21 protein-coding genes are annotated in these 25,730 nt (G+C 62.2%); 4 read left to right on the top strand and 17 right to left on the bottom strand.

What is annotated here, in order from left to right; all coding sequences use genetic code 11:
• Nucleotides 1-591: 591 nt before the first annotated feature.
• From ABD997_RS13690 to metA, 8 genes are all read right to left on the bottom strand, one after another.
• Nucleotides 592-1,128 carry an RHS repeat domain-containing protein gene (locus ABD997_RS13690; protein WP_345317673.1) on the bottom strand — a complete coding sequence of 179 codons (537 nt, stop codon included), beginning with the start codon at nucleotides 1,126-1,128 and terminating at the stop codon, nucleotides 592-594.
• 169 nt (nucleotides 1,129-1,297) lie between these two features.
• Nucleotides 1,298-2,071 (bottom strand): SDR family NAD(P)-dependent oxidoreductase, encoded by a 774-nt coding sequence (locus ABD997_RS13685; protein ID WP_345317672.1) that lies wholly within the window; start codon nucleotides 2,069-2,071, stop codon nucleotides 1,298-1,300.
• Between the two features lie 35 nt (nucleotides 2,072-2,106).
• Nucleotides 2,107-3,012: a 3-hydroxyisobutyrate dehydrogenase gene (mmsB, locus tag ABD997_RS13680; RefSeq protein ID WP_345317671.1), complete on the bottom strand. Its 906-nt coding sequence runs from the start codon at nucleotides 3,010-3,012 to the stop codon at nucleotides 2,107-2,109.
• Complete coding sequence (locus ABD997_RS13675; protein ID WP_345317670.1) at nucleotides 3,009-4,136, bottom strand: enoyl-CoA hydratase/isomerase family protein; 1,128 nt, start codon at nucleotides 4,134-4,136, stop codon at nucleotides 3,009-3,011. The genes mmsB and ABD997_RS13675 overlap by 4 nt, the downstream gene beginning before the upstream one ends.
• Nucleotides 4,137-4,183: 47 nt before the next feature.
• The gene (locus ABD997_RS13670; protein ID WP_345317669.1) at nucleotides 4,184-5,341 is read right to left on the bottom strand and encodes an acyl-CoA dehydrogenase family protein; all 1,158 of its coding nucleotides are present in this window, start codon (nucleotides 5,339-5,341) and stop codon (nucleotides 4,184-4,186) included.
• A 457-nt stretch (nucleotides 5,342-5,798) separates the two neighbouring features.
• Nucleotides 5,799-7,292, bottom strand: coding sequence for a CoA-acylating methylmalonate-semialdehyde dehydrogenase (locus ABD997_RS13665; RefSeq protein ID WP_345317668.1), 1,494 nt, complete (start codon nucleotides 7,290-7,292; stop codon nucleotides 5,799-5,801).
• Nucleotides 7,293-7,356: 64 nt separating this feature from the next.
• Nucleotides 7,357-8,541 (bottom strand): thiolase family protein, encoded by a 1,185-nt coding sequence (locus ABD997_RS13660; RefSeq protein WP_345317667.1) that lies wholly within the window; start codon nucleotides 8,539-8,541, stop codon nucleotides 7,357-7,359.
• 522 nt (nucleotides 8,542-9,063) lie between these two features.
• Nucleotides 9,064-10,005: a homoserine O-acetyltransferase MetA gene (gene metA / locus ABD997_RS13655; RefSeq protein ID WP_345317666.1), complete on the bottom strand. Its 942-nt coding sequence runs from the start codon at nucleotides 10,003-10,005 to the stop codon at nucleotides 9,064-9,066.
• 156 nt (nucleotides 10,006-10,161) lie between these two features.
• Between metA and ABD997_RS13650 the strand changes: the two genes are divergently transcribed.
• From ABD997_RS13650 to ABD997_RS13640, 3 genes are all read left to right on the top strand, one after another.
• Nucleotides 10,162-10,899 (top strand): SDR family NAD(P)-dependent oxidoreductase, encoded by a 738-nt coding sequence (locus ABD997_RS13650; protein ID WP_345317665.1) that lies wholly within the window; start codon nucleotides 10,162-10,164, stop codon nucleotides 10,897-10,899.
• A gap of 82 nt (nucleotides 10,900-10,981) precedes the next feature.
• Nucleotides 10,982-11,890 carry a CAF17-like 4Fe-4S cluster assembly/insertion protein YgfZ gene (gene ygfZ / locus ABD997_RS13645; RefSeq protein ID WP_345317664.1) on the top strand — a complete coding sequence of 303 codons (909 nt, stop codon included), beginning with the start codon at nucleotides 10,982-10,984 and terminating at the stop codon, nucleotides 11,888-11,890.
• A 183-nt stretch (nucleotides 11,891-12,073) separates the two neighbouring features.
• A complete protein-coding gene (locus ABD997_RS13640; protein ID WP_345317663.1) occupies nucleotides 12,074-12,268 on the top strand; it encodes a DUF4250 domain-containing protein in 195 nt (64 codons plus the stop codon).
• 88 nt (nucleotides 12,269-12,356) lie between these two features.
• Here ABD997_RS13640 and ABD997_RS13635 read toward each other — a convergent pair whose 3' ends face one another.
• The 6 genes from ABD997_RS13635 to prfB all read right to left on the bottom strand — a co-directional run bounded on the left by ABD997_RS13635 (nucleotide 12,357) and on the right by prfB (nucleotide 20,770).
• Nucleotides 12,357-13,100 carry a ferredoxin--NADP reductase gene (locus ABD997_RS13635; RefSeq protein WP_345317662.1) on the bottom strand — a complete coding sequence of 248 codons (744 nt, stop codon included), beginning with the start codon at nucleotides 13,098-13,100 and terminating at the stop codon, nucleotides 12,357-12,359.
• A gap of 106 nt (nucleotides 13,101-13,206) precedes the next feature.
• A complete protein-coding gene (locus tag ABD997_RS13630; RefSeq protein WP_345317661.1) occupies nucleotides 13,207-14,454 on the bottom strand; it encodes a dicarboxylate/amino acid:cation symporter in 1,248 nt (415 codons plus the stop codon).
• Between the two features lie 370 nt (nucleotides 14,455-14,824).
• Entirely contained in the window at nucleotides 14,825-16,501 is a 1,677-nt protein-coding gene (locus ABD997_RS13625; protein ID WP_345317660.1) for a VRR-NUC domain-containing protein, read from the bottom strand.
• Nucleotides 16,502-16,811: 310 nt separating this feature from the next.
• Complete coding sequence (locus ABD997_RS13620; RefSeq protein ID WP_345317659.1) at nucleotides 16,812-17,957, bottom strand: hypothetical protein; 1,146 nt, start codon at nucleotides 17,955-17,957, stop codon at nucleotides 16,812-16,814.
• 186 nt (nucleotides 17,958-18,143) lie between these two features.
• Nucleotides 18,144-19,646, bottom strand: coding sequence for a lysine--tRNA ligase (gene lysS, locus ABD997_RS13615; RefSeq protein ID WP_345317658.1), 1,503 nt, complete (start codon nucleotides 19,644-19,646; stop codon nucleotides 18,144-18,146).
• A gap of 25 nt (nucleotides 19,647-19,671) precedes the next feature.
• A protein-coding gene (gene prfB / locus ABD997_RS13610; RefSeq protein WP_345317657.1) for a peptide chain release factor 2 occupies nucleotides 19,672-20,770 on the bottom strand; the annotation gives its coding sequence in 2 pieces (ribosomal slippage) (nucleotides 19,672-20,694 and nucleotides 20,696-20,770; 1,098 coding nt in all).
• 161 nt (nucleotides 20,771-20,931) lie between these two features.
• Here prfB and ABD997_RS13605 point away from each other — a divergent pair.
• Entirely contained in the window at nucleotides 20,932-21,894 is a 963-nt protein-coding gene (locus ABD997_RS13605) for a pentapeptide repeat-containing protein (protein ID WP_345317656.1), read from the top strand.
• Nucleotides 21,895-22,187: 293 nt separating this feature from the next.
• On the opposite strand, the gene recJ is transcribed toward ABD997_RS13605, so the two are convergent.
• From recJ to xerD, 3 genes are all read right to left on the bottom strand, one after another.
• Nucleotides 22,188-23,909, bottom strand: a complete 1,722-nt coding sequence (gene recJ, locus ABD997_RS13600; protein WP_345317655.1) for a single-stranded-DNA-specific exonuclease RecJ — start codon at nucleotides 23,907-23,909, stop codon at nucleotides 22,188-22,190.
• Between the two features lie 95 nt (nucleotides 23,910-24,004).
• Nucleotides 24,005-24,709 (bottom strand): bifunctional protein-disulfide isomerase/oxidoreductase DsbC, encoded by a 705-nt coding sequence (gene dsbC, locus ABD997_RS13595; RefSeq protein WP_345317683.1) that lies wholly within the window; start codon nucleotides 24,707-24,709, stop codon nucleotides 24,005-24,007.
• A 99-nt stretch (nucleotides 24,710-24,808) separates the two neighbouring features.
• Nucleotides 24,809-25,699 carry a site-specific tyrosine recombinase XerD gene (gene xerD / locus ABD997_RS13590; RefSeq protein WP_345317654.1) on the bottom strand — a complete coding sequence of 297 codons (891 nt, stop codon included), beginning with the start codon at nucleotides 25,697-25,699 and terminating at the stop codon, nucleotides 24,809-24,811.
• Between the last annotated feature and the right edge of the window lie 31 nt (nucleotides 25,700-25,730).

Raw genomic sequence — 25,730 nt, 5'->3', positions numbered from 1 at the left:
TTGATGGCTCTCCTACTGATATTCTTGTCCTACTTAACTCTTTAATATCGCGAGGGTTCACCATACCTCGGTAACCAGTAAATTCCCCATTTCGCCGTGTCCCAACCTGATCATATGTGACTTCATACTCGACTTTCCATGTGACTGGCCTACGGTATCCAACTAACAGATTATGATCCAAGCTCTTTGTCGCTACGTCATTCGCTCCATCCTTCAGCATGCCCCAACGCTTGTCTCGACTACCTGGCAACCCTCCAGGCCCGCCAGAATCCGTAATTACGCCAACATAAACTTGTTCCATCGACTCTACTATCGCACTGCCTTCAACCGTAGTTGTGTGAGTGCTACAGCTATTTTGTCCATAACTACACATCATGGGTGGAGCCTGAGCATCCATGCCTAAATCCTCGGGTGAACATTCATTGGCAGCGCAAGCAGTCTCTGTCCCATTAAATCCTGATGGAGGACCAGAAGAGTTACCACTCTGATCTGTCCAACCCGAACTGCTTTGACTAGATCCGATATCGGTAACTGAGAAAGAAACCCCGGAGCTAGTTGCAGTAAAGGAGTACTCAGCGCCGCTGCTTAGCTTTACTGATCCAGTAACTCCCGTGACAACCTCTTTTTTATTCGTGAACCCGTCGTAGCTACCATTTCTGTTTTGACTTCCATACTGCTCTCGGTAACTTCCTCATTTCGGGTAGCACCAACAGCGCACTCCCCTGTTATGTCGCACCTAGCGCCAGCCGAAAGATCCGTTGCCGCGTAGCCTGTCGGATCCGTCCCCGCCAAGGGGTTGTTCATGATGTAGCTATAGGGGTTGATCGACTGTGTGCTGGTCGGCGCCTGAACAAACGGATCAACACTCATGAACCGGCCCAGGTTGTAATCGTAAACCCGACCATTCATATGAATTAGTTGCTGTTCATTCAGATGCTCATGGTCAGTGAAGCCCCGACGGTACCCATTGGTGTACTCCAAGTCCTGCAACCGAGACTGAGCCGAGTTCAGGTTGCCAATATCCGAACTGTGGCTGACTCCCATATCCGCGGTACGGCCGGAGGGATCGAAATAGCGCTGACTGACAATGGCGCCATTATGATCCACCAAAGTGGTGGCACTGCCCACCAATCTAACAAGACCTCCATACATTGATAATTACCGGATCAGATCACGTTGTGCCTCGCCCACTCGGCAGCAACCTACAGGGCCGAAGGGCACAAATACGACCCCGGCGACAGCCATAAAAAACGGCCCATGGGGCCGTTTTTCAATCTCCGGGGAGTAAGGGAAACCCTTACAACCGGATCCCGCCGTCCAGTTCCATCACCCGACCGCAGAAGTAGTCATTCTCGATGATCTGCTGCACTGAAAGGGCCACCTCGTCCGGCTCGCCAACGCGGCCCGCCGGGATCTGCTGGACCAGCCTGGCCATTGCCTCCGGCTTCATCCCCTGGGTCATCTCGGTCGCGATCACCCCCGGGGCGATGGCCGCGGTGCGCACGCCGTGGCGCGCCAGCTCCTTGGCCCAGGAGACGGTCATCGCCACCACGCCGGCCTTGGAGGCGGCGTAGTTGGTCTGGCCCATGTTGCCGGCCCGGGCCACGGAGGAGATGTTGATGATCAGTCCCTTGCGCTGCTCACTGGCGAACTGCTTAGCCATCACCACGGCGGCCTCACGGCCACAGAGGAAGGTACCGGTGAGGTTCACGTCCAGCACCGACTGGAACTGCCCCAGGGACATCTTATCCAGCAGTTGCCCCTCCTTGACCTTGATCAGCATGCCATCGCGCAACAGGCCGGCGTTGTTCACCAGCACGTCGATGCCACCCAACTGCTCGGCCAGGGTAGCAAACACCTGCTCCACCTGCGCCTCACGGGTGATGTCCAGGGCGTGGGCGACCGCTTCGATATCCAGGCGGTGCAGCCGGGCCACCGCCTGCTCCAGCGCCTCAGCGTTGATATCCAGCAGGGCGATGCGGGCACCCTGACGGCCCAGCCGCTCGGCCATCGCCATCCCCAGACCACCAGCACCGCCGGTGATCACCACCACCTTGTTCTCTACGTTCATCACTCTGTTCCTGTTGTTCTTATCGAGCCACTCGCTTAGGCATCGCCATCGCGGTCGAAAGTTTCAAAAATGCTGGAGAAGTCGCGCTTGCCGTTGCCCTGGCGGGCATGCTGACGGTAGAGCGCGGTGGCCAGGGCGCCCATGGGGGTGGCGCTTCGGCTCTGGCCGGCGGTCTCCATCGCCAGACCGAGATCCTTGGCCATGAGGTCCACCATGAAACCGCCCTGGTAGCCGTTGCTGGCCGGGGCCTGGGGCATCACTCCGGGACAGGGGTTGTACTTCTCCAGGGTCCAGTTGCCCCCGGAGCTGACCTGCATGATGTCGGAGAGCACCTTGGGGTCCAGGCCGTGATCCCGGCCCAGCTGCAACGCCTCGCTGGTGCCGATCATCAGCACCGACAGCAGCATGTTGTTGCAGATCTTGGCCACCTGGCCCGCCCCGGTGCCCCCGGCGTGGAAGATGTTGGCACCCATGTCGGAAAGGATCGGCTGGGCCGCCTTGAAGCCCTCGTTGCTGCCACCGCAGATGAAGGTCAGGGTGCCGGCGGCAGCGCCGGCGGTGCCACCGGAGACCGGCGCATCGACAAATTCGAACCCTGCCTTGGCCGCCGCTTCCCCTACCGCCACCGCACTGGCGGCATCAATGGTGGAGCAGTCGATCATCAGGGTGCCGGGGGCGGCCTTGTGGATCAGCCCGCCCTTCTCCTCGCCACCCAGGTAGAGCGAGCGCACGTGCTGACCTGCGGGGAGCATGGTGATCACCACCTCGGCACCCGCGACAGCACCGCAGCTGGTATGACAGGGGATCGCCCCCTGCTCCGCCAACTGGTGGATGGCATTTTCGTTCAGGTCAAACACCCGAACGGTGTGGCCGGCTTTCACCAGGTTGGCCGCCATCGGGCCGCCCATGTTGCCGAGGCCAATAAAGGCGATGGTGGTCATTGTCCCTCCTCCGATAAGGTTGCCAGGGGGTGCGTGCTAAAGGGGGAGCGATGGATCTCGGCCATAACAGCCTGATCTACCTCTCCAAGTTCGGTAAAGCGCCACTGGGGATTGCGATCCTTGTCGATCAGCAGGGCCCGGACCCCCTCGACGAAGTCCCCTTGCTGGGCCAGGCGTACCGCCCAGACCAGCTCCTGCTGGAACACCTGCTCCAGGGTCAGCCCCTCGCAGGCATTGAGCTGGTACCAGATCAGGTGGGCGGTGATGGGGCTGCCGGCCAGGAAGCTGTCCCGGGCCCGGTTGAGCCACTTGAGCTCGCTCTCAAGGTTGCGCAGCTTCTCGGCCACCTCGATCAGAGTGTCACCGGCCATCAGGTCATCGATCTCCCCCTGGTGGTCGTGCAGGGTGCTGGGCGGCATGATGGCCATGTCCTGCTCCTCGACGCCCCGCAGGTAGCTGGAGAGCAGGTCCTGGTTACTGGTGCTGTCGTTGTGCCAGCCCAGGGTGGTGAGCGCATCGAGCAGGGCACTGCGACGCTCGCTGCTGACACAGTGATCCGCCAGTCCCACGTAGCGAGCATCGCTGCCGTTCATGTTGTAGGCGGTCAGGGCCAGGAAGCGGCCACAGTGGCCCGGCATCCGGTTGAGGAACCAGGTTCCGCCCACGTCCGGGAACAGGCCGATGGTGATCTCCGGCATGGCGATGCGGGAGGTTTCGGTCACCAGGCGGTGGCTGGCTCCCGCCATCAGACCCAGGCCCCCACCCATGACGATGCCGCTGCCCCAAAGGACAATCGGCTTGGGGAAACGGTGGATCTGGTGATCCAACCGGTACTCCCGGGTAAAGAAATCAGTGACCGCCTCGGTCAACTCCCGGGGCCGCGCCTTGGCGGCCTCGTAGATGGCACGGATGTCGCCGCCGGCGCAGAAGGCGCGGTCTCCCTCTCCCTCCAGCCAGACGCAGACGATGTTGTCATCCTTGGCCCAGGCGGCCAGCTGGGCGCTGAGACTGTCCACCATCGCCAGGGACAGGGCATTGAGGGACGCAGCCTGGTTCAGGGTCGCCACGCCGATCTGATGGCCACTCTCGGTGGCCAGGGTACGATAGAGTACCGGTTCGTTCATCGCTCCCTCCGTTGAACTGGGAATTGGGTTTGCACTGTCATGCTCCGTTAGCGGATCTCCGCGGCGGCCTCATCGAGCAGGCGGCGGGCGACGATCAGACGCATGATCTCGTTGGTGCCCTCAAGGATCTGATGAACCCGCACGTCGCGGACATGGCGCTCCAGCGGGTACTCACGGATGTAGCCGTAGCCACCGTGGATCTGCAGCGCCTCGTTACAGACATTGAAACCCACGTCGGTGGCGAAACGCTTGGCCATGGCGCAGTAGGCGGTCTTCTCCGGGTCGCCACTGTCCAGCTTGAACGCCGCCAGCCGCACCATCTGGCGGGCCGCCACCAGCTCGGTCGCCATGTCGGCGAGCTTGAACTGAAGGGCCTGGAACGCCGCCAACGGCTTGCCAAACTGCTCCCGCTCCTTCAGGTAGTCGGTGGCGCGATCCAGCGCCGCCTGGGCGGTGCCCAGGGAGCAGGCGGCGATGTTGATCCGTCCGCCGTCCAGTCCCTTCATGGCGAAGGTGAAGCCCTGTCCCTCCTCCCCCAACAGGTTGGACACCGGAACCCGAACCCCTTCGAAGCTCACCAGGCGGGTGGGCTGGGCGTTCCAGCCCATCTTCTCCTCCGCCTTGCCGTAGCTGATCCCGGCGCTGTCGGCGGGGACGGCGATGGCGGAGATCCCCTTGGGGCCCGCTTCACCGGTGCGGCACATCACCACCAGCAGATCCGTCTCGCCGGCACCGGAGATGAACATTTTGCTGCCGGTGATCACGTACTCGTCCCCCTCCCGTACCGCCTTGGTGCGCAGGCTGGCGGCATCGGAGCCGGCGCCGGGCTCGGTGAGGCAGTAGGAGGCAAGCTGCTGGCCGGTGGTCAGGGTCGGGCACCACTGCTGCTTGAGGGTGTCGGTGCCCCAGCTGGCCACCATCCAGGTGGCCATGTTGTGGATGGTCAGCATCGCCGTGGTGGCGGTACAACCGGTGGAGAGGGCTTCGAAGATCAGCGCACTGTCGAGCCGAGAGAGCCCAAGGCCGCCTTCGGACTCAGGGGTATAAAGGCTGCAAAAGCCCAGTTCACCGGCCCGCTGGATCACCTCCTTGGGGAAGTGATGGGTCCGATCCCACTCGGCGGCATGGGGGGCCAGCTCGGCGTCGGCGAACTGGCGGGCGGCATCGACAAAGGCGAGCTGATCGTCGGTCAGATTGAAATTCATAAATACTCCATGTACATCAAGCAAGTACCGCGCTTCCGAGGGTGCCTGGATCCTAGGAGCAGGTCCTGGATCCTGGGCGCGAGTTCCTAAGAGCAGGTTCTAGGTACTAGGCCCCAAGAGCGGATCCTGATTCCTGGGCTCGAGTTCCTAAGAGCAGGTCCTGGATCCTGGGCGCGAGTTCCTAAGAGCGGTTCCTAGGTTCTAGGTACTAGGCCCTAAGAGCGGATCCTGGTTCCTAGGCGCGAGTTCCTAAGAGCAGGTCCTAGGTTCTAGGTACTAGGCCCTAAGAGCGGAACCTGGTTCCTAGGCTCGAGGCCCTAAGAGCAGTTCCTGGTTCCTAGGCTCGAGTTCCTAAGAGCAGGTTCTAGGTTCTAGGTTCTAGGAACTACGAACTCGCGTCCAGGCGCGCTCTTCACTGGAAACCCGCTGGGCTCGGTAGCGGTCCTTTGCCGTTAACTTATTTCAGCGCGATGGTGAGGTTCTGACCTTCCACGATGCCGCTCTCCGGCCAGCGGGCGGTCACGGTTTTGGTCTCGGTGTAGAAACGCACCCCCTGCTTGCCGTAGGCATGCAGATCGCCGTAGAAGGAGTTTTTCCAGCCGGTAAAGGAGAAGAACGGCAGCGGCACCGGGATCGGGATGTTGATCCCCACCTGGCCCACTTCCACTTCATGCTGGTACTTGCGTGCGGCGGCACCGGAGTTGGTGAAGATGGAGGTGCCGTTCCCGAACGGGTTGGCGTTCACCAGGGCGATGGCGTCGCTCAGGGTCTCTACGGCCATGCAGGAGAGTACCGGGCCGAAGATCTCCTCCTTGTAGATCCGCATCTCGGGGGTCACATCGGTAAATACCGTAGGGCCAACCCAGTTGCCGGACTCGTAGCCAGCGACGGTGAACTCGGAGCCGTCCACCAGGCAGGTGGCGCCCTCGGCCTTGCCGGACTGGATCAGCTCCAGCACCCGGGCCTTGGCAGCGGGATTGATCAGCGGGCCGTAGCCGGCATCCGGATCGTCCCAGAGTCCGGGACGCACCTTGGCCACTTCCGCCGCTACCTCGTCGATCCACTCCTGGCTCTTACCGACAAACACCGCCACGGAGATCGCCATGCAGCGCTGTCCGGCGGCGCCCACGGAGGCACCCACCAGCTGGTTGATCACCGTCTGCTTGTCCGCATCGGGCATGATCACCATGTGGTTCTTGGCGCCGGCAAAGGCCTGCACCCGCTTCATGTTCTCGGTGCCGGTCTTGTAGATGTATTGGCCCACGGGCACAGAGCCGACAAAGGAGATGGCGTGGATCTTGGGATGGGTCAACAGGCAATCCACCGCGCTCTTGTCGCCGTGGACCACGCTCAGCAGCCCCTTGGGCGCGCCGGCCTCCTCGAACAGCTCCGCCAGGCGCATCGGGGTCAGCGGATCCTGCTCCGAGGGCTTGAGCACGAAGCCGTTGCCGCAGGCGATCGCCAGCGGGAACATCCACAGGGGGATCATCGCCGGGAAGTTGAAGGGGGTGATCCCGGCGCAGACGCCCAGGGGTTGAATGTAGCTGTAGCTGTCGATGCCGCGGGCCACGTTCTCGACGGTTTCCCCCATCATCAGGCTGGGGATGTTGGCGGCCTGCTCGACCACCTCGATGCCACGCCAGACATCACCCTTGGCGTCTTCGAAGGTTTTACCGGTCTCGCTGGAGAGCAGGGTCGCCAGCTCGTCGTGGTGGGCCTTGAGCAGATGCTGGTAGCGCATCATCACCCGGGCCCGCTCGGAAACGGCCACCTCTTTCCACTCCAGGTGGGCCGCATGGGCCGCCGCCACCGCCTGGTTGATCTCGGCTTCGGTGGCGCAGTTGAGTTGGGCGATAGGTTGGTTGTTGGCGGGGTTGGTGACGGTAATCACCTTCTCTCCGGTGCCGGCGGTGTACTCGCCGCCGATAAGATGCGGAACTTGCTTGATCATGTGTTTCTCTCCCAGAAATCAAAACACCGCGGCGGGGTGCAGTCCGCCACGGTGAGGGCTTTGGTTACACCAGCTCGACCGCCAGTGCGGTGGCTTCCCCGCCACCGATGCACAGGGACGCCACGCCACGCTTAAGGCCGCGGGCCTTGAGGGCGTGGATCAGAGTCACCAGGATGCGGGTACCGGAACAGCCAATGGGGTGGCCCAGGGCGCAGGCACCGCCATTCACGTTCACCTTCTCGGCATCGAGGCCCAGCTCCTGGATTGCCAGCATGGTGACCATGGCGAAGGCTTCGTTGATCTCAAACAGGTCCACCTCCTCGGCCCGCCACTCCAGCTTGTTGAGCAGCTTGTTGACCGCGCCCACCGGGGCGATGGTGAACTCGGCCGGGGCCTGACTGTGGGTGCTGTGGCCAACGATACGGGCCAGCACCGGCATGCCGTTCGCTTCGGCGTAGGCCTGGGTGGTTACCACCACGGCGGCGGCACCATCGGAGATGGAGCTGGAGTTGGCGGCGGTGATGGTGCCCTCTTTGGCAAACGCCGGGCGCAGGCTCGGGATCTTCTCCGGGCGGGCGTTACCGGGCTGCTCATCAATGGAGACGGTGACTTCGCCCTTGCGGGTGGCCACGGTGACCGGCTCGATCTCCGCTTCGAAGGCGCGGCTTTCGATGGCGGCGTTGGCGCGGCGCAGACTCTCCAGCGCGTAGGCGTCCATCTGCTCCCGGGTCAGGCCGTAATCATCGGCGGTGTTCTGGGCGAAGACCCCCATGGCACCGCCGGCGTAGGCGTCTTCCAGACCGTCGAACATCATGTGATCCAGGACCTGGCCGTGACCCATGCGCATGCCGCCTCGGGCCTTCTCCAGCAGGTAGGGCGCACCGGACATGCTCTCCATGCCCCCGGCGATCACCACCTCGGCGCTCCCCGCCTTGATCAGATCGTGGGCGATCATCACCGTCTTCATGCCGGAACCGCACACCTTGTTAAGGGTGGTGGCACCCACGGAGCGCGGCAGACCGGCGCCCAGTGAGGCCTGACGGGCCGGCGCCTGACGCAGGCCGGCGGGCAGAACACACCCCATCAACACCTCGTCCACCTGCTCCCCGGCGATGCCCGCCCGGGCCAGGCTAGCCTTGATCGCTGCCGCACCCAGTTCCGGTGCCTTGACGCTGCTCAGGCTGCCCTGGAACCCCCCCATGGGGGTCCGCACGGCGGCCGCGATTACCACTGCTGAATCCTTTGCCATTGCTACTCTCCGATGTATCTGACTTGTTACGAGACTACTTGATGTGTGACGTTTACGGCAACGTAAACTTTCTGCCTGCACCGCAGAATCCGTTTCCCTGCCGTGTCACGTCTGCGTGACACGCCGCCAGCGGTCTGGGAGAAGCCCGCTGGCGGCGGTCGATAGAGGGTAAACTGGCTGAATGACAGCCCGGTGGCAACCGGTCTGATCCGACCAGCATTCCCGCCCTATACCCTATTCAGACAGGATATCGCCCCGGAAGCGAATCGATTTTTTACCGATATAAGCAGCGGCAATCGGCCAATAAGCGAACATCGCTTCGCCGCCAGTTTTAGGGATGCCCAGGAGCCCAGAGCAGGACGCGGTCAAGGCGGCGGGAATAGCGGGAATAGCGGGAATAGCGGAAAAAAGGGAGGGGGAAAACCGCACCCCGCGCAACCAATCCCACGGTGACGGTGATGCCCACCGCCCCATTACGCAAAAGGCGACAACGGAGCTAGGCGGACGAGGACGCCGTTGGCCTTACTCGATCTCCATCAGGCCTGCGCGGATATCCCCGCTGAGATCGAACGGGGTTTGCTGGTAGACGTAGTAGTTCAGCCAGTTGGAGACCAGCAGCGCCCCGTGGGCCTGCCAGCGGGCGTGTGGGGTCTTGGTGGGATCATCGTCCGGGTAGTAGTTATCCGGCACCTTGGGACTCAGCCCCGCCGCCAGATCGCGCCGGTACTCGTCCTGCAGGGTGGTGCGGGTGTATTCCGGGTGGCCAGTGACGAAGAGATTGCGGTTGTCCCGGCTCACCACCAGGTAGGCACCGGCCTGGTCCGACTCCGCCAGCACCGCCAGCTCCGGATGGGCCTTAAGCCGATCCAGCGACACCTGGGCGTAGCGGGAGTGGGGAACCCAGAACTCATCGTCGAACCCCCGCAGCAGGGGGACATGCTGGTGCACCCGCTGGTGGCGAAAAACACCAGAGATCTTCTCGTCGCGCAGGTAACGCTTGATGTCGTAAAGGTGATAGAGGGCCGCATGGGCAGCCCAGCAGAGGAAGAGCACCGAGGTGGCGTGCTGCTGTGACCAGTCAATGATGGTGCGGATCTCGTCCCAGTAGGCCACCTCCTCGAACTCCAGGTCGCCGAGGGGCGCTCCGGTGATGATGAGGCCATCGTAGTTGTTGCCACGGACCGCCTCGAACTCCCGGTAGAAGGCGTTCATATGATCGCAGGAGGTGTGCCGTGAGGGGCGGTTGTGGATCTTGAGCAGCTCCACATCCACCTGCAGCGGGGTGTTGGCCAGGAGTCGCAGCAGTTGGGTTTCGGTCTCGATCTTGTTGGGCATCAAGTTGAGGATCAGCACCTTGAGCGGCCGAATATGCTGCGCCAAGGCGCGGCTCTCAGACATGACGAAGATGTTTTCACCGCGCAGTATGGCGGACGCGGGCAAACTGTCTGGCACCTTAACCGGCATCGAACTCCCTCCTCTCCCTGGCCCTGATCTACATTCGGACCCGCTTAAGGTTATACCAAGACATCTGGACGTCTACAACTCCAACCTGCCTTCTCCTTGTCGCCCCCCCTCAGGATCACTATCATCGCTTCATACTGAATTTAAGATGGATCTCCCATGGCCCGACTCAGCGCCATCATCATTGGTGCCAACTCCGCCCTGTCGCAGGCAATGGCTCTGCAACTGGCTTCCGAACAGGTTCGCGTCGCCCTGATGGCATCGGATCCCGATGCCCTCTCCCCCCTACTGCCCCGTCTCGGGGAGGATCCCATCCTGGTGGAGATCGACATTTTTGAGCCGGATGCCTGCCGGGAGGCGTTCGAACGTCTTTGGGAGGAGTTGGAGAACGTCGCTTTGGTGGTGATCAACACCGCCGCCTCGGGACTGGATCTCAGCCTGCCCTACGCCCTTGACCGACAGATTAACGCGGTCAACGTCACCGGCTTCAGCGCCCTGGCCAATGCCGCCTTCAACCGCATGGTGGCACAAAAGTATGGCCAACTGGCGGCCCTGACCTCCATCGCCGGGGAGCGGGGCGGCCCGCAGGTCGCCTTCCACGCCTCCAAGGCTTACCAGCAGAACTACCTGCAGGGGTTGCGCCTGCATGCCCAGCGCCTCAAGCTGCCCATCACCATCAGCGATGTCCGCCTCGGCTACCTCGACAAGATGCATGGCCGGGGCAGCAAAGGCTGGAGCGCGCCGGTGGAGAAGGTGGCCGCCCAGACCCTCAGGGCGCTGCGAAAGGCCAAGCCCAAGGTGTATGTCACCCGGCGCTGGCGCCTGATCAGCTGGCTGAGCCGCGTGTTGCCAGAGTTCATCTACAATCGCCGAAAATACAAAAGCCCCGGCGCCTGAGCCACCGCCAAGACAAAGGCAGTGACGGGCCGGAACCCAACGCGATACTATCGCCAGGACATTTCTAACTACGGACAAGGCTGTGACCCAAGTGACTGAGCACACTCTGATCCCCCTCGACTGCCTCGGCGTGCTACGCGCCCGGGGTGATGACCGCAAATCCTACCTGCAGAGCCAGTGGACCTGTGATCTGGTCAAGCTGCCCGCCGACCAGTGGCACTTCGGTGGCCACTGTGATCCCAAGGGCAAGCTGATCGCCCCGTTCCGCTGGCTGCACCATGGTGACAGCATCCTGCAACTGATGCCCAAAACGCTGCTGCCACTTGAGCATGCGGCACTGGGCAAGTACGCCGTTTTCAACAAGGTGGAGTTCGACGATGCCACCGACGCCTTCGAACTCTACGCCCTGATTGGCCCCGGGCTGACGGAACGTTTCGCTGCCTGGGCCGGCAACGAGCGCCTGCGTCATCAGGGCGAGCAGCGGTTGCTGATCGACGGCGATCATGGCCTGCTCCTGCTGCCCAAAGGCGACGCCCTGCCTGCCGAGGTGGCCGACCTTCCCCACGGTGAGGTGGCGGCGTTTATCGCCAGCGAACTGCAGGCGGGCCGCCCCTGGATGGACGCCGCGCACAGTGGTGAGTTCGTGCCCCAGATGCTCAACCTCGACGCCATCGGTGGCGTCCAGTACGACAAGGGGTGCTACATCGGCCAGGAAACCATAGCGCGGATGCACTTCCGTGGCGGCAACAAGCGCGCGCTCTACGTGCTCTGTGGACCCGCTGGAAGTGACGCCGAGGATGCTCCACTGGAGATGCAGGTGGGGGAGAATTGGCGCCGGGCGGGCACCCTGGTGGCCCAGCAGGTCCTGGGCAATACCCGCTGGGTAACCGCGGTGATGAACAAGTCGCTGGAGGCGGACACCGCTTTCCGTTTCGGTGACAGCCCTATGACCCTGCAGCCCCTGCCCTACCCCCTCCAGAGCGACGCCTGAGTCCCGGCTTGACCTGGCGCGGCGTCCACGGACGCCGCGTTCCCGGGTCCTGGGCCACGCCGCTGCCCCATCTCCAGCCTGCCCAACTAAACTTGGGCTAGTGCGGCGCTGCCATCACGGCCGCCCCCACCGCCCACGATAGGGGGCGGGCTTCAGCTTATGGGTAAGCATTTGGGAGGGAGTATGGAGATTGAGCAACCGGGCCAGCTGGAGCCGGAGATCCTGTTGGGGATCGTCAACGAGAAGCTGCGCCTGGGCAGCGGCAATCTGGCGGATCTGGCGGCGGAGATGGAGCTGGACAGCCTGGAGTTGGAGCAGCGGATGGCGGCGATCGGCTTTCATTACGAACGCTCGGTCAACCAGTTCCGTAGGCGCTGAGCAGCTCTTTCAATCCGAGCAGAAAAGAGAAACGCCATTGCCTCTGTGGGCAATGGCGTTTGCGTCTTTGGCTAACCGGCACAGGGCGCTACCAGTATTTCTCCATGGTGATCTGCCCCGGGGTACGACGCAGGTTTTTACGCAGCCCCATCCCCTCCAGTACCGCCAGGGTTTCCCGGATCATCTCCGGGTTACCGCAGATCATGGTCTGGGAGCGGGCGGGTTTGATGGGCACACCCACCTTCTCCTGGATCGCCCCATCCACCAGCAGCTGGGGGATCCGCCCGTGCAGCGCCCCCTCCACCTCTTCACGGCTGACCACGGGAACAAAGTGGAAGGCATTGGGGTGGGCCTTCTCAAGCGCCTTGATGGTTTCCAGGTAGGCCAGGTCCTGAGCCTCCCGCACTGCGTAGACGAGGATGAAACGCTCGTAGCGTTCCCAGCAATCCTTGCTCTGCAAAATAGAGAGGAAGGGTCCCACCGCGGTGCCGGTGGCAAACATCCACAGCTCCCGGCCCGCAGGGACCTCGTCGAGGGTCAGGAAGCCACTGGGCCGGGGGGTAACCATCACATTGTCGCCCGGGTGCAGGTCCTGCAACCGGGGAGAGAGTTGCCCCTCCTCCACGGTCACGGCGAGAAACTCCAGCACAGGCTCATGGGGAGGGTTGACGTAGGAGTATGCGCGCTGGATCCGCTCGCCCTCCTGCTCCAGTGCCAGCTTGCCAAACTGGCCAGCAATGAACGGCTCCACCTCGGCTTCCACCCGAAGGGTAAACAGATGTTCGTTCCAGTCGATGCGCTCAACGACCTTACCCTGAACCCATGTACTCATGCGCTACCCTCACTGGCGAATAAATTTCAATCACTTCCAGCATACTCCCCCCGCCGCCAAAGAAAAACCCCGCTAAAAAAGCGGGGTTGATTAAGGCTTCCCGGACTTACTCCACCGCGGCTACCACCGCACCACTTTTCGCCTCGGAGCGATCCACCATGGTCACCACGGCCGCATCACCCACCACGTTGGCGGAGGTAACGAACATGTCGATGATGCGATCCACCGCGATGATCAGCGCGAAGGCGGTCTCCACCGGCAGTCCCATCTGGTGGATCAGCACGCCGATCATCACCGCACCGCCCCCGGGCACCCCGCCGGCACCGACGGAGAGCAGGAACACCGCAGCCACCAGAGCAGGCAGTTGCTCCAGGGTGATCGGCACACCGAAGGCGTTGGCCAGGAAGAAGGCCGCGATGGTGATGTAGATGGAGACCCCCCCCATGTTCATGGTCGCCCCCAGCGGCACACCGAAACCGGCGGTGGCCTGGGAGACGCCCAGCTTCTGGGTCAGGGTGCGCATGGTGACCGGGATGGAGGCGTTGGAGCTGGCGCAGGAGAGGGAGAACATCATCTGCTCCCGGGTCTTACGACGAAACTCCGCGGCAGAGATGTCGGTGGTCAGCCCCACCACAGTCGGATAGACCACCAGCAGCCAGATCAGCAACAGGCTCACCACCAAGCCGATGTAGCCCGCCACCGACAGGAAGGTACCCGCCTCCAGGGTGGCCCCCAGTTTCAGCATCAGGGCGAACACCCCGTACGGCGCCAGGCTCATCACCAGAGTGATGGCGGTCATCATGATCTTGTTGGCCTTTTTAAAGGCATTCGCGACCCCGTCCATCTCCTGGCCCAGGCTTTTCAGTACGAAGCCGAGCATCAACGCCATGAAGATGATCTGCAGCATGTTACCGGACGCGAAGGCTTGAACCGGGTTGCGGGGGATGATCTCCATGATCAGTGCACTGACGCTGGGAAGCTCCGTGGTGGCGATGGCCAAGCTGCCCATCTCAGGCAGAACGACCCCGGTTCCCGGCTTCAACAGCAGGGCCACCACCAGGGCGACGGCGATCGCTACCAGGGTGTTGACGATATAGAGGCCGAACGTTTTACCGCCAAGGCGGCCAAAACTTTGCAGGTCTGGCAGCTGGGAGATCCCCGAAACGATGGAGACAAATACCAGGGGAACCACCAGCATCATGATGAGGTTCACGAACATGCCACCGGCCATACCCGCCAGTTGCACCGCGGAGGCAGTGAGGGGGGCAATCCCCAGCCACTGCAGGGCGGCACCGATCAGCAGGCCGCTGAATAGGCCCAGAAATATTTTTTTGGAGAGGGAGTTAGATGGCATTCTCAATCCTTTATCCTTGCACTCTTTGGTGCATCATCCTCGGCCACTTTTCCTTCGGCCTGTTGGCTGCAACTGGCCCATTCCCTGCCAGCCTGCTTCATTTAAGCCAGTGGATTGTACTGGTAAAAATCGCTCAACCCTAGTGAACAAACCTCCACCAGTGCCGGCCGCATCTGCCGAGAGCCAACGCCACGCGCAGATAAAGGCACTAAATCTAAATGCACAAACAGGATGATCGGCCACACAAAGCCAGAATTAGCAACAAAAGTCCTTCAGGACATAATCTGTGCAATCGGCACCCCGCCCCGTTATCCGCTTCCAAAGCGCCACCAGTTAGAGGAATTCACCACGAAATAGGGGGTGGCAGGATTTAATTCTTTTTAAAGCCATCAAAAAGACCCGAACTCGCCAGGGCTTCCGGGACCTCCATCACGGCCTTTTCCTCCAGATTGAGGATCCCAGCACGCTGCTCAGCCCGCTGCAACGCCGCCAGCCACCGTCGCTGATTGTCCCGCAACCGATCATGGGGTCCCTTCACCTCAAGCCAGAGCAGCTTTTCTTGCTGGATAACGACCAGATCCGGCATACCCGCACGATTTTGGCGCAGATCAAACAGCAAATGGCGGATCAGCGCGATCCACTGGGCCGGCGCCAGGCATTGGGCAGACCGTGCCAGCAGGTCCCGGCCGAAGCGCTTGGGCTGCACCAGGGCACAGCGCTGGTGCGCAAACGCATCGTAGCGCTCGAGCAGCCGTTCACTGAATGCTGTGCGGGAGAGGGGGAGCCACCGAGCCAGTTCGGCCTCAATGGCGCTGCGGCGCCGGACCACAAACAGCGGGTGAAAGAGATCCAGCGGCCCGGATTGAAAGGGGTGGACAAAGGCCCCGGGAAGGGGACGGAAGATCACCTGCCACAGCACCAGTGCCGCAACGCCGGGCACCAGAGCGTTTTCGCAGTGCCACACATCTAGGCCCTGTGCTCTTAGCAGCGCAACAACGCGGGATTCTATGCGGACCCCGCCTAAGGGTAAGCGAGCATTCACTTCGACCGGCTTATGGGGACGGGGCAGCGGCATCACCAGTGGTAAATGTTTCTTCAGACGCCCCAGAAAGCGCAGGGCCAACTGGCGCTCTTCCTCCCCCTCTGGCAGAGCCAGCATGGCCAGCGCCAAGGGCTGTGCCTCTGCATACCGTCCCGATCCAAACAGCAACCTCAGCCGTCGCTCCCGCCCCAGGGGGGTGTGGCAGTGTGCCAGCAGGGTCAGAGCCCGATCCGGGTTTCCCTCCCGCTCCCACTGGCGCGCGATCTGAGCGAGTAAACGCTGTCGCTGACGCTCCAGCCGGGCATTGGTTTGGGGCTGGCGCAAATGCGCCTCATCCCCCAGCTGTACCTTGCCCAGCTCCGCCCAGCGCGACTCCAGGGCGTATAGCCGCAGTGCCTGCTGTACCTCGTCTCGATGATGAAAGGGGAAGTGAGCCTCGCTGACGGGATAGAGCACATAGTGATGCTGGCCGATATCGGTCAGCACCAGGTCCGTCAGGCTCTGGCGGCCATTGGCGAAGAAGAGCATTTCTAACTCCTGCAGCAGTTCCCGGGCGGTCAGGGTAATCACCTCACCATTACCGGACGGCCACCAGGCCCGCCAGGGGCGGGCGGGCATCGCCGACAGCATCTCCTGCCAATCCCGCTTGCGGGGGCCGGGGGAGGTCAGCGCCGGAAGGCTCTTGAGCTCATCCAGGCTGAGCAGTTCCGCCAACCTCTCGCCCTCGATCGCCACCACACTCTGCACCAGCCCCTGCCGTTTGAGGGCGTCCAAGGCCACCTGCACCTCCGGCACCTCGTCATAATGCAGCTTATCGGTGCGAAACAGGGGCCCTTTGCGAGCCAGCAAACGCAGCAACAGGCATTGCGCCTCGGCGTCCACCTGCTCGAATCGCTCAAGCCATTGCACCAGCGCGTCACTCATCAGGGCGCGACGGTGACGACGCACGTGATCAACCACCCGCAGGAAATGGCGTCGGTAGTAGTCCTGGGGCAGTGGCAGCATCAGCGGCTCCGGGTTGAGGGGGATCTTCGGCTCTCGATCCTAACTGAGAGCAACGGCCAAGGCTCAGGAGCACCGCCTTCCGAGTTCTTAGTTCCGAGTTCTTAGTTCCGAGCGCCTAGTTCCGAGAGCCTAGTTCCTAGTTCCTAGCGCCTAGCACCTAGCACCTAGCACCTAGCACCTAGCACCTAGCACCTAGCATCTAGCGCCTAGTTCCTAGTTCCAGCGCCTAGTTCCCTGTTCCTAGTTCCTAGTACCTAGCGCCCAGGGACTCGGATCCAGGAGCTCCGAACCCGAAACACGTCACCGCCACTTACCGCTCGGAATCGGGCTCCCCAAGCGACTCGGCGTTAAGCTCCTGGACAGGCTCTGCGGCCAGGCCCGAGGTATCGACCAGGTCGCGCTCGCCGGAGGGCACCTCGGGGGTTTCCTCCTCCGCCAGCGCCAACTGACCCGGCGGCATTGCCGTTTCGGCGGCGAGCAGAAGCTGCTTCAACTGCTGCTGCAGCGGGTACTCCCTCAGGTCCGGGAGGCCCAGTACCTCGGCCAGGCGGGCCAGCTGTGCTTCCAGCGAGAGCAGATAGATTTCACGCTCCGGCTTCTCCTGCAGATCCAGCTGCTGCAGCTCGTTACCCAAATGGTGGGCGTGGGCCACGGCAAAACGGGTGATCTCCGCCTGACGGGCGATCCCATCCAGGTCCCGGGGGTTGCGCTCGACCGCCTGCCAAGCCCGATCCAGCTGATGAGCCGCAGCCTGGTAGGTCTGCGGGGCGGTCAGGTCCAGCCCTTCGTTGTTCAACTCCTCGAGCCGGGTACGATGGGGGGCCAGGTAGATCCGGCGAACCGTTTTCACTTCCAGCTGGTGCTGCTGGGCCAGAAGGGCAGGCTCGCCTTCGGTAACCCGGGTGAGCCGCTCTGCCGCCACCAGGTCCACCAGGGACTTCAGGCGCAGCTCCAGCAACTCATAGGCATCTGGATACCAACGGGGTGCCTCCAGCTGGCGCAATACCTGACGGTTGGCGAAGGCTTCCGCCAATGCCTCCTCCGCCAGAGAACGAACTCTCTGCGCCTGAGCAAAGGCCTGGCGGGCATCGGTCAGGGCATCTTCCGCCGCTTCGGCCCGGCTGCGGGTACTGAATACCCCAAGACGCTCGTACATGCGATCCGGCTGAGCGGCAAAGAGGGCGTGCTGTGCCCGGGCTTCCGCCAGAGCGTCGCGACCGCGTCGCATGGCGGCGGTGGCGAACCAGGCCAGGTCGTCATCGGAAGCGACCACCTCAAGCTGCTCGATCCCGCTAGCGATCTCCATCACTCGGGCCTGCTGCTGGTCCTGGCTGGGCTGAGGTTCACTGTCCGGATGGCTGGCACAACCGCCCACCAACAGGAGACTCAACAGCAATGGCAAAAACACGGATTTCACGAACAGGGCACCCAGGTAAAGAGGAAAATCGAGTGCCACAGTGTACCCATTGGCGGCGGGCCTCACCAGCACCAACCTGACACCTGCCCAAAGCTGCGACAACTTGCTCTGCCGGGAAAGCGAGGCGGCGGTGAATCTGCCTCATCGCGATCTCCACATCCGGGGAACTGAGGGCAGAAAAAAACCAGCCCGGGGGCTGGTTTTGGATAACATCCGTTATGGCGATCAGTTCTGCTGCGGGCGCATGGCCGGGAACAGGATCACGTCGCGGATGGTGTGGGTATTGGTGAAAAGCATCGCCAGGCGGTCGATACCGATCCCCTGCCCCGCTGTCGGCGGCAGGCCGTGCTCCAGTGCGGTGATGTAGTCCGCATCGTAGAACATCGCTTCATCGTCACCGGCATCCTTGGCGTCCACCTGTGCCTTGAAACGGGCATCCTGATCCTCGGCGTCATTCAGCTCGGAGAACCCGTTGGCCACCTCACGACCACCGATGAAGAACTCGAAACGGTCGGTGATGAAGGGGTTGTCATCGCTGCGACGGGCCAGCGGAGAGATGTCCGCCGGGTAGCCGGTGATGAAGGTGGGCTGGATCAGCTTGGGCTCAGCGGTCTCACCGAAGATCTCCTCCAGCAGCTGACCACAGGTCCAGAACGGCTCCACATCCACGTGGACGGACTTGGCGATCGCCACCATGTGGTCGCGATCCTGCACCTTGTCGTAGTCCAGGGCCTGGATCTCGGCGTGATCCGGGTTGTAGTGCTTGATCGCCTCCAGCATGCTCATGCGGGCATAGCGTCCGCCAAACTCCACGGTCTCTTCGCCGTAGGGCATGGAGGTGGAACCCAGCACTTCGAGGGCCACGGTGCGCAGCATCTCTTCGGTGAAGTCCATCAAGTCGTTGTAATCCGCGTACGCCATGTAGAACTCCATCATGGTGAACTCGGGGTTGTGACGGGGGGAAAGCCCCTCGTTACGGAAGTTGCGGTTGATCTCGAACACCCGCTCGAAACCGCCGACAACCAGGCGCTTCAAGTAGAGCTCCGGGGCGATACGCAGGAACATCTCCTGGTCCAGCGCATTGTGATGGGTGACAAAAGGACGGGCAGAAGCACCGCCGGGGATCACCTGCATCATCGGGGTTTCCACTTCCATAAAGGACTTGGACTCCATGAAACGACGCATCGCCGCGATCAGCTTGGAGCGGATCTTGAAAGCTTCACGGGAGTCCTCGTTGACGATGAGGTCCACGTAGCGCTGGCGGTAACGCTGCTCCTGGTCGGTCAGACCGTGGAACTTCTCCGGCAGCGGACGCAGTGCCTTGGTCAGTAGCTGGTACTCGCCCATGTCGACATAGAGATCGCCCTTGCCGGATTTGTGCAGTTGCCCCTTCACACCGATGATGTCACCGATATCCAGGCCACCAATCGCCTTGAGCGCCTTCTGCACATCCTTGGAGGCATACGCCTGGATACGGCCGTCGACATCCTGGATCGCCAGGAAGGGACCCCGCTTGGCCATGATGCGGCCAGCGATGGAGACCACTTCGCCCAGGGCCTCCAGCTCCTCTTTGCTCTTTTCGCCAAAGGCGGCCTGCAACTCGGCGGACTTATGGGTCGGGCGCCAGGTGTTGGGGTGACCGTTGGCGGAACAGCCCTCACGGATCAGGTTCAGCTTGTTGCGGCGCTCCACAATCAGCTTATTTTCGTCTTGCACTTGGTCAGTCATTTTTCTCTCAATCCTTCCGGTGTACTTACAGACCGGATTTCAGGCTGGCTTCGATAAAGCGATCCAGATCTCCGTCCAGCACCGCTTGAGTATTTCGGGTTTCCACACCGGTGCGCAGATCCTTGATGCGCGAGTCGTCCAGCACGTAGGAGCGGATCTGGCTGCCCCAGCCGATGTCGGACTTGTTGTCCTCCGCCACCTGCTTCTCCGCATTCTGCTTCTGCAGCTCCAACTCAAACAGCTTGGCCTTCAACTGCTTCATCGCCTGGTCTTTGTTCTTGTGCTGGGAACGTTCATTCTGACACTGCACCACGGTATTGGTGGGCAGGTGGGTGATCCGAACCGCAGACTCGGTGGTGTTAACGTGCTGACCACCGGCGCCGGAGGCGCGGTACACATCGATGCGCAGCTCCGCCGGGTTGATCTCGATAGCGATATTGTCATCCACCTCGGGGTAAACAAACGCCGAGGAGAAGGAGGTGTGACGACGGCCGCCGGAATCGAAGGGGGACTTTCGCACCAGGCGATGTACGCCGGTTTCGGTGCGCAGCCAGCCATAGGCGTATTCGCCGCTGATCTTGACGGTGGCGCTCTTGATCCCCGCCACGTCGCCATCGGAAGCTTCGATGATCTCCGCCTTGAAGCCTTTGGCTTCGGCCCAGCGCAGGTACATGCGCAGCATCATGTTGCACCAGTCCTGGGCTTCGGTACCGCCGGAGCCGGCCTGTAGGTCGAGGTAGGCATCGTTCTCATCCTGGGGACCGGAGAACATACGGCGGAACTCCAGCTTCTCCAGCTGGCCCTCCAGCCCCTCGAGCTCGGACCGTGCCTCTTCGAAGCTCTCCTCGTCCTGCTCCTCCACCGCCAACTCCAGCAGTTCGCCGACGTCGTCGAGCCCCTGCACCAGGTCATCGATGGTTTTCACCACCACTTCCAGGTTGCTGCGCTCACGGCCCAGCTCCTGGGCGCGCTCGGGTTCATTCCAAACGTCGGGCTGCTCCAGCTCCGCGTTTACCTCTTCCAGACGCTCCTTCTTGGCGTCATAGTCAAAGGTACCCCCTAAGGAGTTCTGTCCGCTCAGACAGCTCCTTGATGCCATTTAGCACCGGATTGATTTCGAACATGTGAGTCCTACTTCGAGATAGATTGGATGGTATGGATCAAGCGCGGAATTTTAACCGAAATCGCATCGCAATGCACAGATTGACGCCCCGGGGAATGATCACATTTTCACCATCTCCCGCCGATGGAGCGGATTCACCAATGGCCTCGCTATACTCAGGCGATGCCTCTATGCCAATACCATCAGGGCAACCGACGGTGCCCCGCCCATGCCACCGCCAGTGGCTTCTGCTACTGGCACGACCCCGTGCTGCCAAAACAACATCAGGAGGACGCCAACCGGTTAAGTCAGTTTGCCCGGGATGGGGGCTTGTTGATGGGGTTGAAGCTACGCCAGGCGCAACTTAGGGGCGTGGAACTGAATCAGAAGGACAGCCAAAAACCGGGGCGGGACCTGCGCTTTAGCGATCTCTGCCGGGCGGATCTTCGGGAGGCCCATCTCTACCGCGCCGATCTGCGCCACTGCAACCTGATCAAGGCGGACCTGCGTGGTGCCAATCTGAACCAGACCCGGCTCGAGGGCGCCAACCTGCTAGGGGTCCGCCTCGATGGCGCGCGTATGGAGCAGATGCGACTGGGCCGTGGCCTATGGCAGGAGCTGCAGGCGCAGAAACAACCAGCGGCGGAGCGTGACGATCTCTATCAGCAGGCGGAACAGGTTTACCGGGATCTGCGCCGGGCAGCCAAGAGCTACGGCTGCTACCACCTTGCCTCCCAGTGTGCCCACCGGGAGCTGACCATGGCCCGCAAACAGATGCCCCTGCTGAGCGGCCAGCGCCTATTCTCCAAGCTGGTGGATCTGATCTGCGGCTACGGCGAGTCCCCCATTCGGGTGGTAGGCTTTGCCTTGGTGGTGATGCTGCTGTTTGCCCTCGGCTACCTCTGGGGCGGCATCATCGACAACGGCGAACCGCGCACCCTGGCCCAGGTGGACGGGCCAGGATCCCTGCTGCGTCTGGGGGCCAGCTGCCTCTACTTCTCCATCGTGACCTTCACCACCCTCGGATTCGGTGACCTGGTGCCGATGCCCGGCCCAAGCCGGCTGCTGGCGGCCATCGAGGCCTTGATAGGCAGCTTCTCCCTGGCCCTGCTGGTGGTCAGTTTTGCCAAGAAGATGACCCGCTAACGCTACGGGGAAGGCAATCAGCCTTAGTTCCATCTCAGTTCCTAGATCCTAGATCCTAGGTTCTAGATCCTAGATCCTAGGACCTAGAACCTAGAACCCAGAACCCAGAACCCAGAACCCAGAACCCAGAACCTAGAACCCAGAACCTAGACCTGATGCCTAAATGGCTGCTCCTAAATATGCGCCACTTTCGTGAAAGCTCAGACACCCTGGGCTTTGCTCCGGCTCTTAGGAACGAGGGCCTAGATCCTAGAACCTAGTACCTAGTACCGCCTCACCTCGAAAAACCGACGCTATTCCGGCACCAGGTGCTCTACCAGCAGCTGCACGCTATCTCGGCCACGCCAATGGTTCACATCCAGCTTGTACACCAACTGCACCCACTGAATGCCGGCATTGGGCCAGGTGGTGAGATCGACGTTGAAGGCGATGGCATCCAGTTGCACGGCTCCGCACTCGCTCTCTATCGCCAGTTTCAGGTGTTTCTGTCCCACCAGGCGTTGATCGAGGATGCGGAAGCGGCCATCGAACAGGGGCTCCGGGAAATTCTGCCCCCAGGGCCCCGCCTGGCGCAGCATCGCCGCGGTCTCCAGGTTCAGCAGTGGAGCGGGAAGTTCGCCATCGGAGAGCAGTTCACCGGTCAGGGCGGACTCCGGCAGGGTAGCCCGCACCGCCTCATCATAGAGGCGGGAAAAATGCTCAAAGTCGTGCTCCTGGAGGCTCAGACCCGCCGCCATGGCATGACCACCAAACTTGAGAATGAGGCCCGGATGACGGCTGTCGATCCCCTCCAGCAGATCCCGCATATGGAGGCCGGGGATGGAGCGGGCGGAGCCCTTGATCTCGCCGCCACCGGCATCGGCAAAGGCGATCACCGGGCGGTGGAACTGCTCCTTGATGCGGGAGGCCAGGATCCCGATCACCCCTTGGTGCCAGTCACCCTGGTAGAGTGCGACACCCCAGGGCAGCTCGCTGCCTGCCAGGTCCAGGCGCCCCAATGCCCGCACCGCCTCCTCCTGCATCCCCTGCTCAATCTCCCGACGCTCACCGTTGAGGCGATCCAGCTCGGCGGCGATCTGACGGGCCTCCCCCATATCATCCGCCAGCAGACAGGCGATCCCCAGGGACATGTCATCCAGGCGACCCGCCGCATTGAGCCGCGGCCCTACCGCGAACCCCAGGTCGGAAGCGACCAGGCGGGCGGGCTCCCGCTGGGCCACCTCCAGCAGCGCCCGGATCCCGGGCCGACAGCGCCCAGCGCGGATCCGGCGGATCCCCTGCTGTACCAGCAATCGGTTGTTGTGATCCAGAGGCACCACGTCCGCCACCGTGCCCAGCGCAACGATGTCTAGCAGTTCCGCCATGTTAGGCAGGGGCAGCTGCTGCTGGGCAAACCAGTCCCGACGCCGTAGCTCCCCCCGCAGCGCCAGCATCAGGTAGAACGCCACCCCTACCCCGGCCATCGCCTTGGAGGCAAAGGGACACTCGGGCCGGTTGGGGTTGATGATCGCATCGGCGTCCGGCAGGGTGGCGCCGGGCAGGTGGTGATCCGTAACGACCACCGTCATCCCCGCCGCCTTGGCCGCCGCCACACCGCTGTGGGCAGAGATCCCGTTATCCACGGTAACCAGCACCTCTGCCCCCGCCTCCTGGGCCAGGGTGACCAATTCGGGACTCAGGCCGTAGCCATAGTCGAACCGGTTAGGTACCAGGAAGTCGACGAAGCGGGCGCCCATGGCACGCAGGGCCAGGACTGACAAGGCGCTGGAGGTGGCGCCATCGGCATCGAAGTCACCGACAATCAGGATCCGCCGGTGCCCGGCAATGGCATCCGCCAACAGCGCCGCCCCTTCGGCGGCACCGGACAGGGTGGCGGGATCGAGCAGGTGGTTGAGCTCCAGCTGCAACTCCTCCCCCAACACGCCACGACGGGCATAGATCTGTCTGAGCAAGGGCGGCAGGGATTCGGGCAGGTAGCTGTCGTCCACATCGGGACGGCGGATCAGGTTTACCATGGTGGGACTCAATGTTTCGAAGTGGCAAAAAAGGCGTGCTTGTGGCACGCCCTCTTCTCTCCATCGGGCAGGAATACCCGGCGGGCTTGGAGCAATTACTGGGTTTCCAGGGCCATCAGCAGACGCTCCGGCGGCAGATAGCCGGGGATCATCGCGCCGCTTTCCAGCACCAGCGCCGGGGTGCCATTGACCCCGAAGGTGCCACCCAAGGCATACTGTTCAGCGATGTGGGCCTCACAACTCTTGGTGGACCCGGACTTGCCGCTGGCCTTGGCCTGAGTCAGTGCCGTTTGCTGATCTTCGGCGCACCAGACATGTTCCATCTCTTCCCAGGCCGCCGTACCCTGGCCACCGCGGGGAAACGCCAGGTAGCGGATGGTGATCCCCTTCGCGTTGTATTCGGCCATGTCGTCATGGAGCTTGCGGCAGTAGCCGCAACTGATGTCAGTAAAAACGGTCACCACGTGTTTCTCGTTCTTGGCCGGGAAGACGATCATGTCATCCTCAAACTCCGCCAGTTTGGCCTTACGCACCCCACCCATCGCCAGCTCGGTCAGGTTCATCATGCCGTTTTCCACGTCGTAGATGTTGCCGTGCAGCAGGCGGCTGCCATCCTCACTGATGTAGAGCATCCCCTGCGGGGTCACGACCTGGAAAAAACCCGCAATGGGGGCCGCAGAGAGTTCTGTTGCCGGGATACCGAGCTTTTGCTCAAGTGCCGCCCGGGCTTTCGCCTCGTCGGCCATGGCCGTGCCCAGACTGAGCGCTCCGGCAACCATCAGGGAGAGGACTTTCTTCATCATGTTGCATCCTTAAACTGGTTTAGGCGGTGGTGGTATAGACCGGCCGCAATCGGCAAAACTTACCTCAGATAGACCAATATTGCCACCGGGCGGCTTTCAGGGGCGAGGGTGGTGCGCCTCATGCAGCGCCTGCAAGCGGGCCTGAGCTACGTGAGTGTAGATCTGCGTGGTGGAGAGATCGCTGTGCCCCAGCAACAGCTGAACCACACGCAGATCGGCACCATGGTTAAGCAGGTGCGTGGCAAACGCGTGGCGCAGCGTATGCGGTGAGAGGGGCTTACTGATCCCCGCGAGGCGGGCATAGAGCTTGATCCGATACCAGAAGGTCTGGCGGGTCATCTGCACCCCCCGCCGGCTGGGAAAAACCACATCGGAACGGTTATGGCCCAGCAACTCCGCCCGGGCACGGCGCAGGTACAGCTCCAGTACCGCCTGGGCCTGCTCCCCCATGGGCACCAGCCGCTCCTTGCCACCCTTCCCGACCACACGCACCACCCCCTGGCGGAGGCTCACCTGCTCCAGCTGCAGGGCGATCAGCTCACTGACCCGCAGCCCGGTGGCATAGAGCAACTCCATCATCGCCCGATCGCGGATCTGCACCGCTTCCTCATCGGTGGGCGCCGCCAGTAACGCCTCCACATCGGCCTCGGTCAGGGTATCTGGCAGCTTGGTGGCCAACTTGGGCCTGGCGATCAGGACCATGGGGTCCTCCTGCAGCTTCCCCTGGGCGACCAAGTCCGCAAAAAAGCGCCGCAGCGATGAGAGCGCCCGGGCCGTGCTACTTCCGGCCAGCCCCTGCTGCTGCCGCCACTCGAGATAGTGCCGTATCAGTTCAGCGTCTGCTTGCGCCAACGCCACCTGATGCTGCTCGGCAAAGCGGGCGAAGGCGGTCAGGTCGGTTCGGTAGGCGCTCAGGGTGTTGTCCGCCAGCCCCCGCTGTGCCCAGAGACGATCGCAAAAAGCCTCAATATCGTTGTAAAAGCTCATGTCAACGGCTCAAAAAGGATCGGAACGTCAG

This window comes from Ferrimonas gelatinilytica (assembly GCF_039544205.1).
Taxonomy (GTDB): Bacteria; Pseudomonadota; Gammaproteobacteria; order Enterobacterales; family Shewanellaceae; genus Ferrimonas; species Ferrimonas gelatinilytica.
Note: the sequence above shows the minus strand (reverse complement) of the source record. Positions and strands in the feature narration are given on the sequence as shown.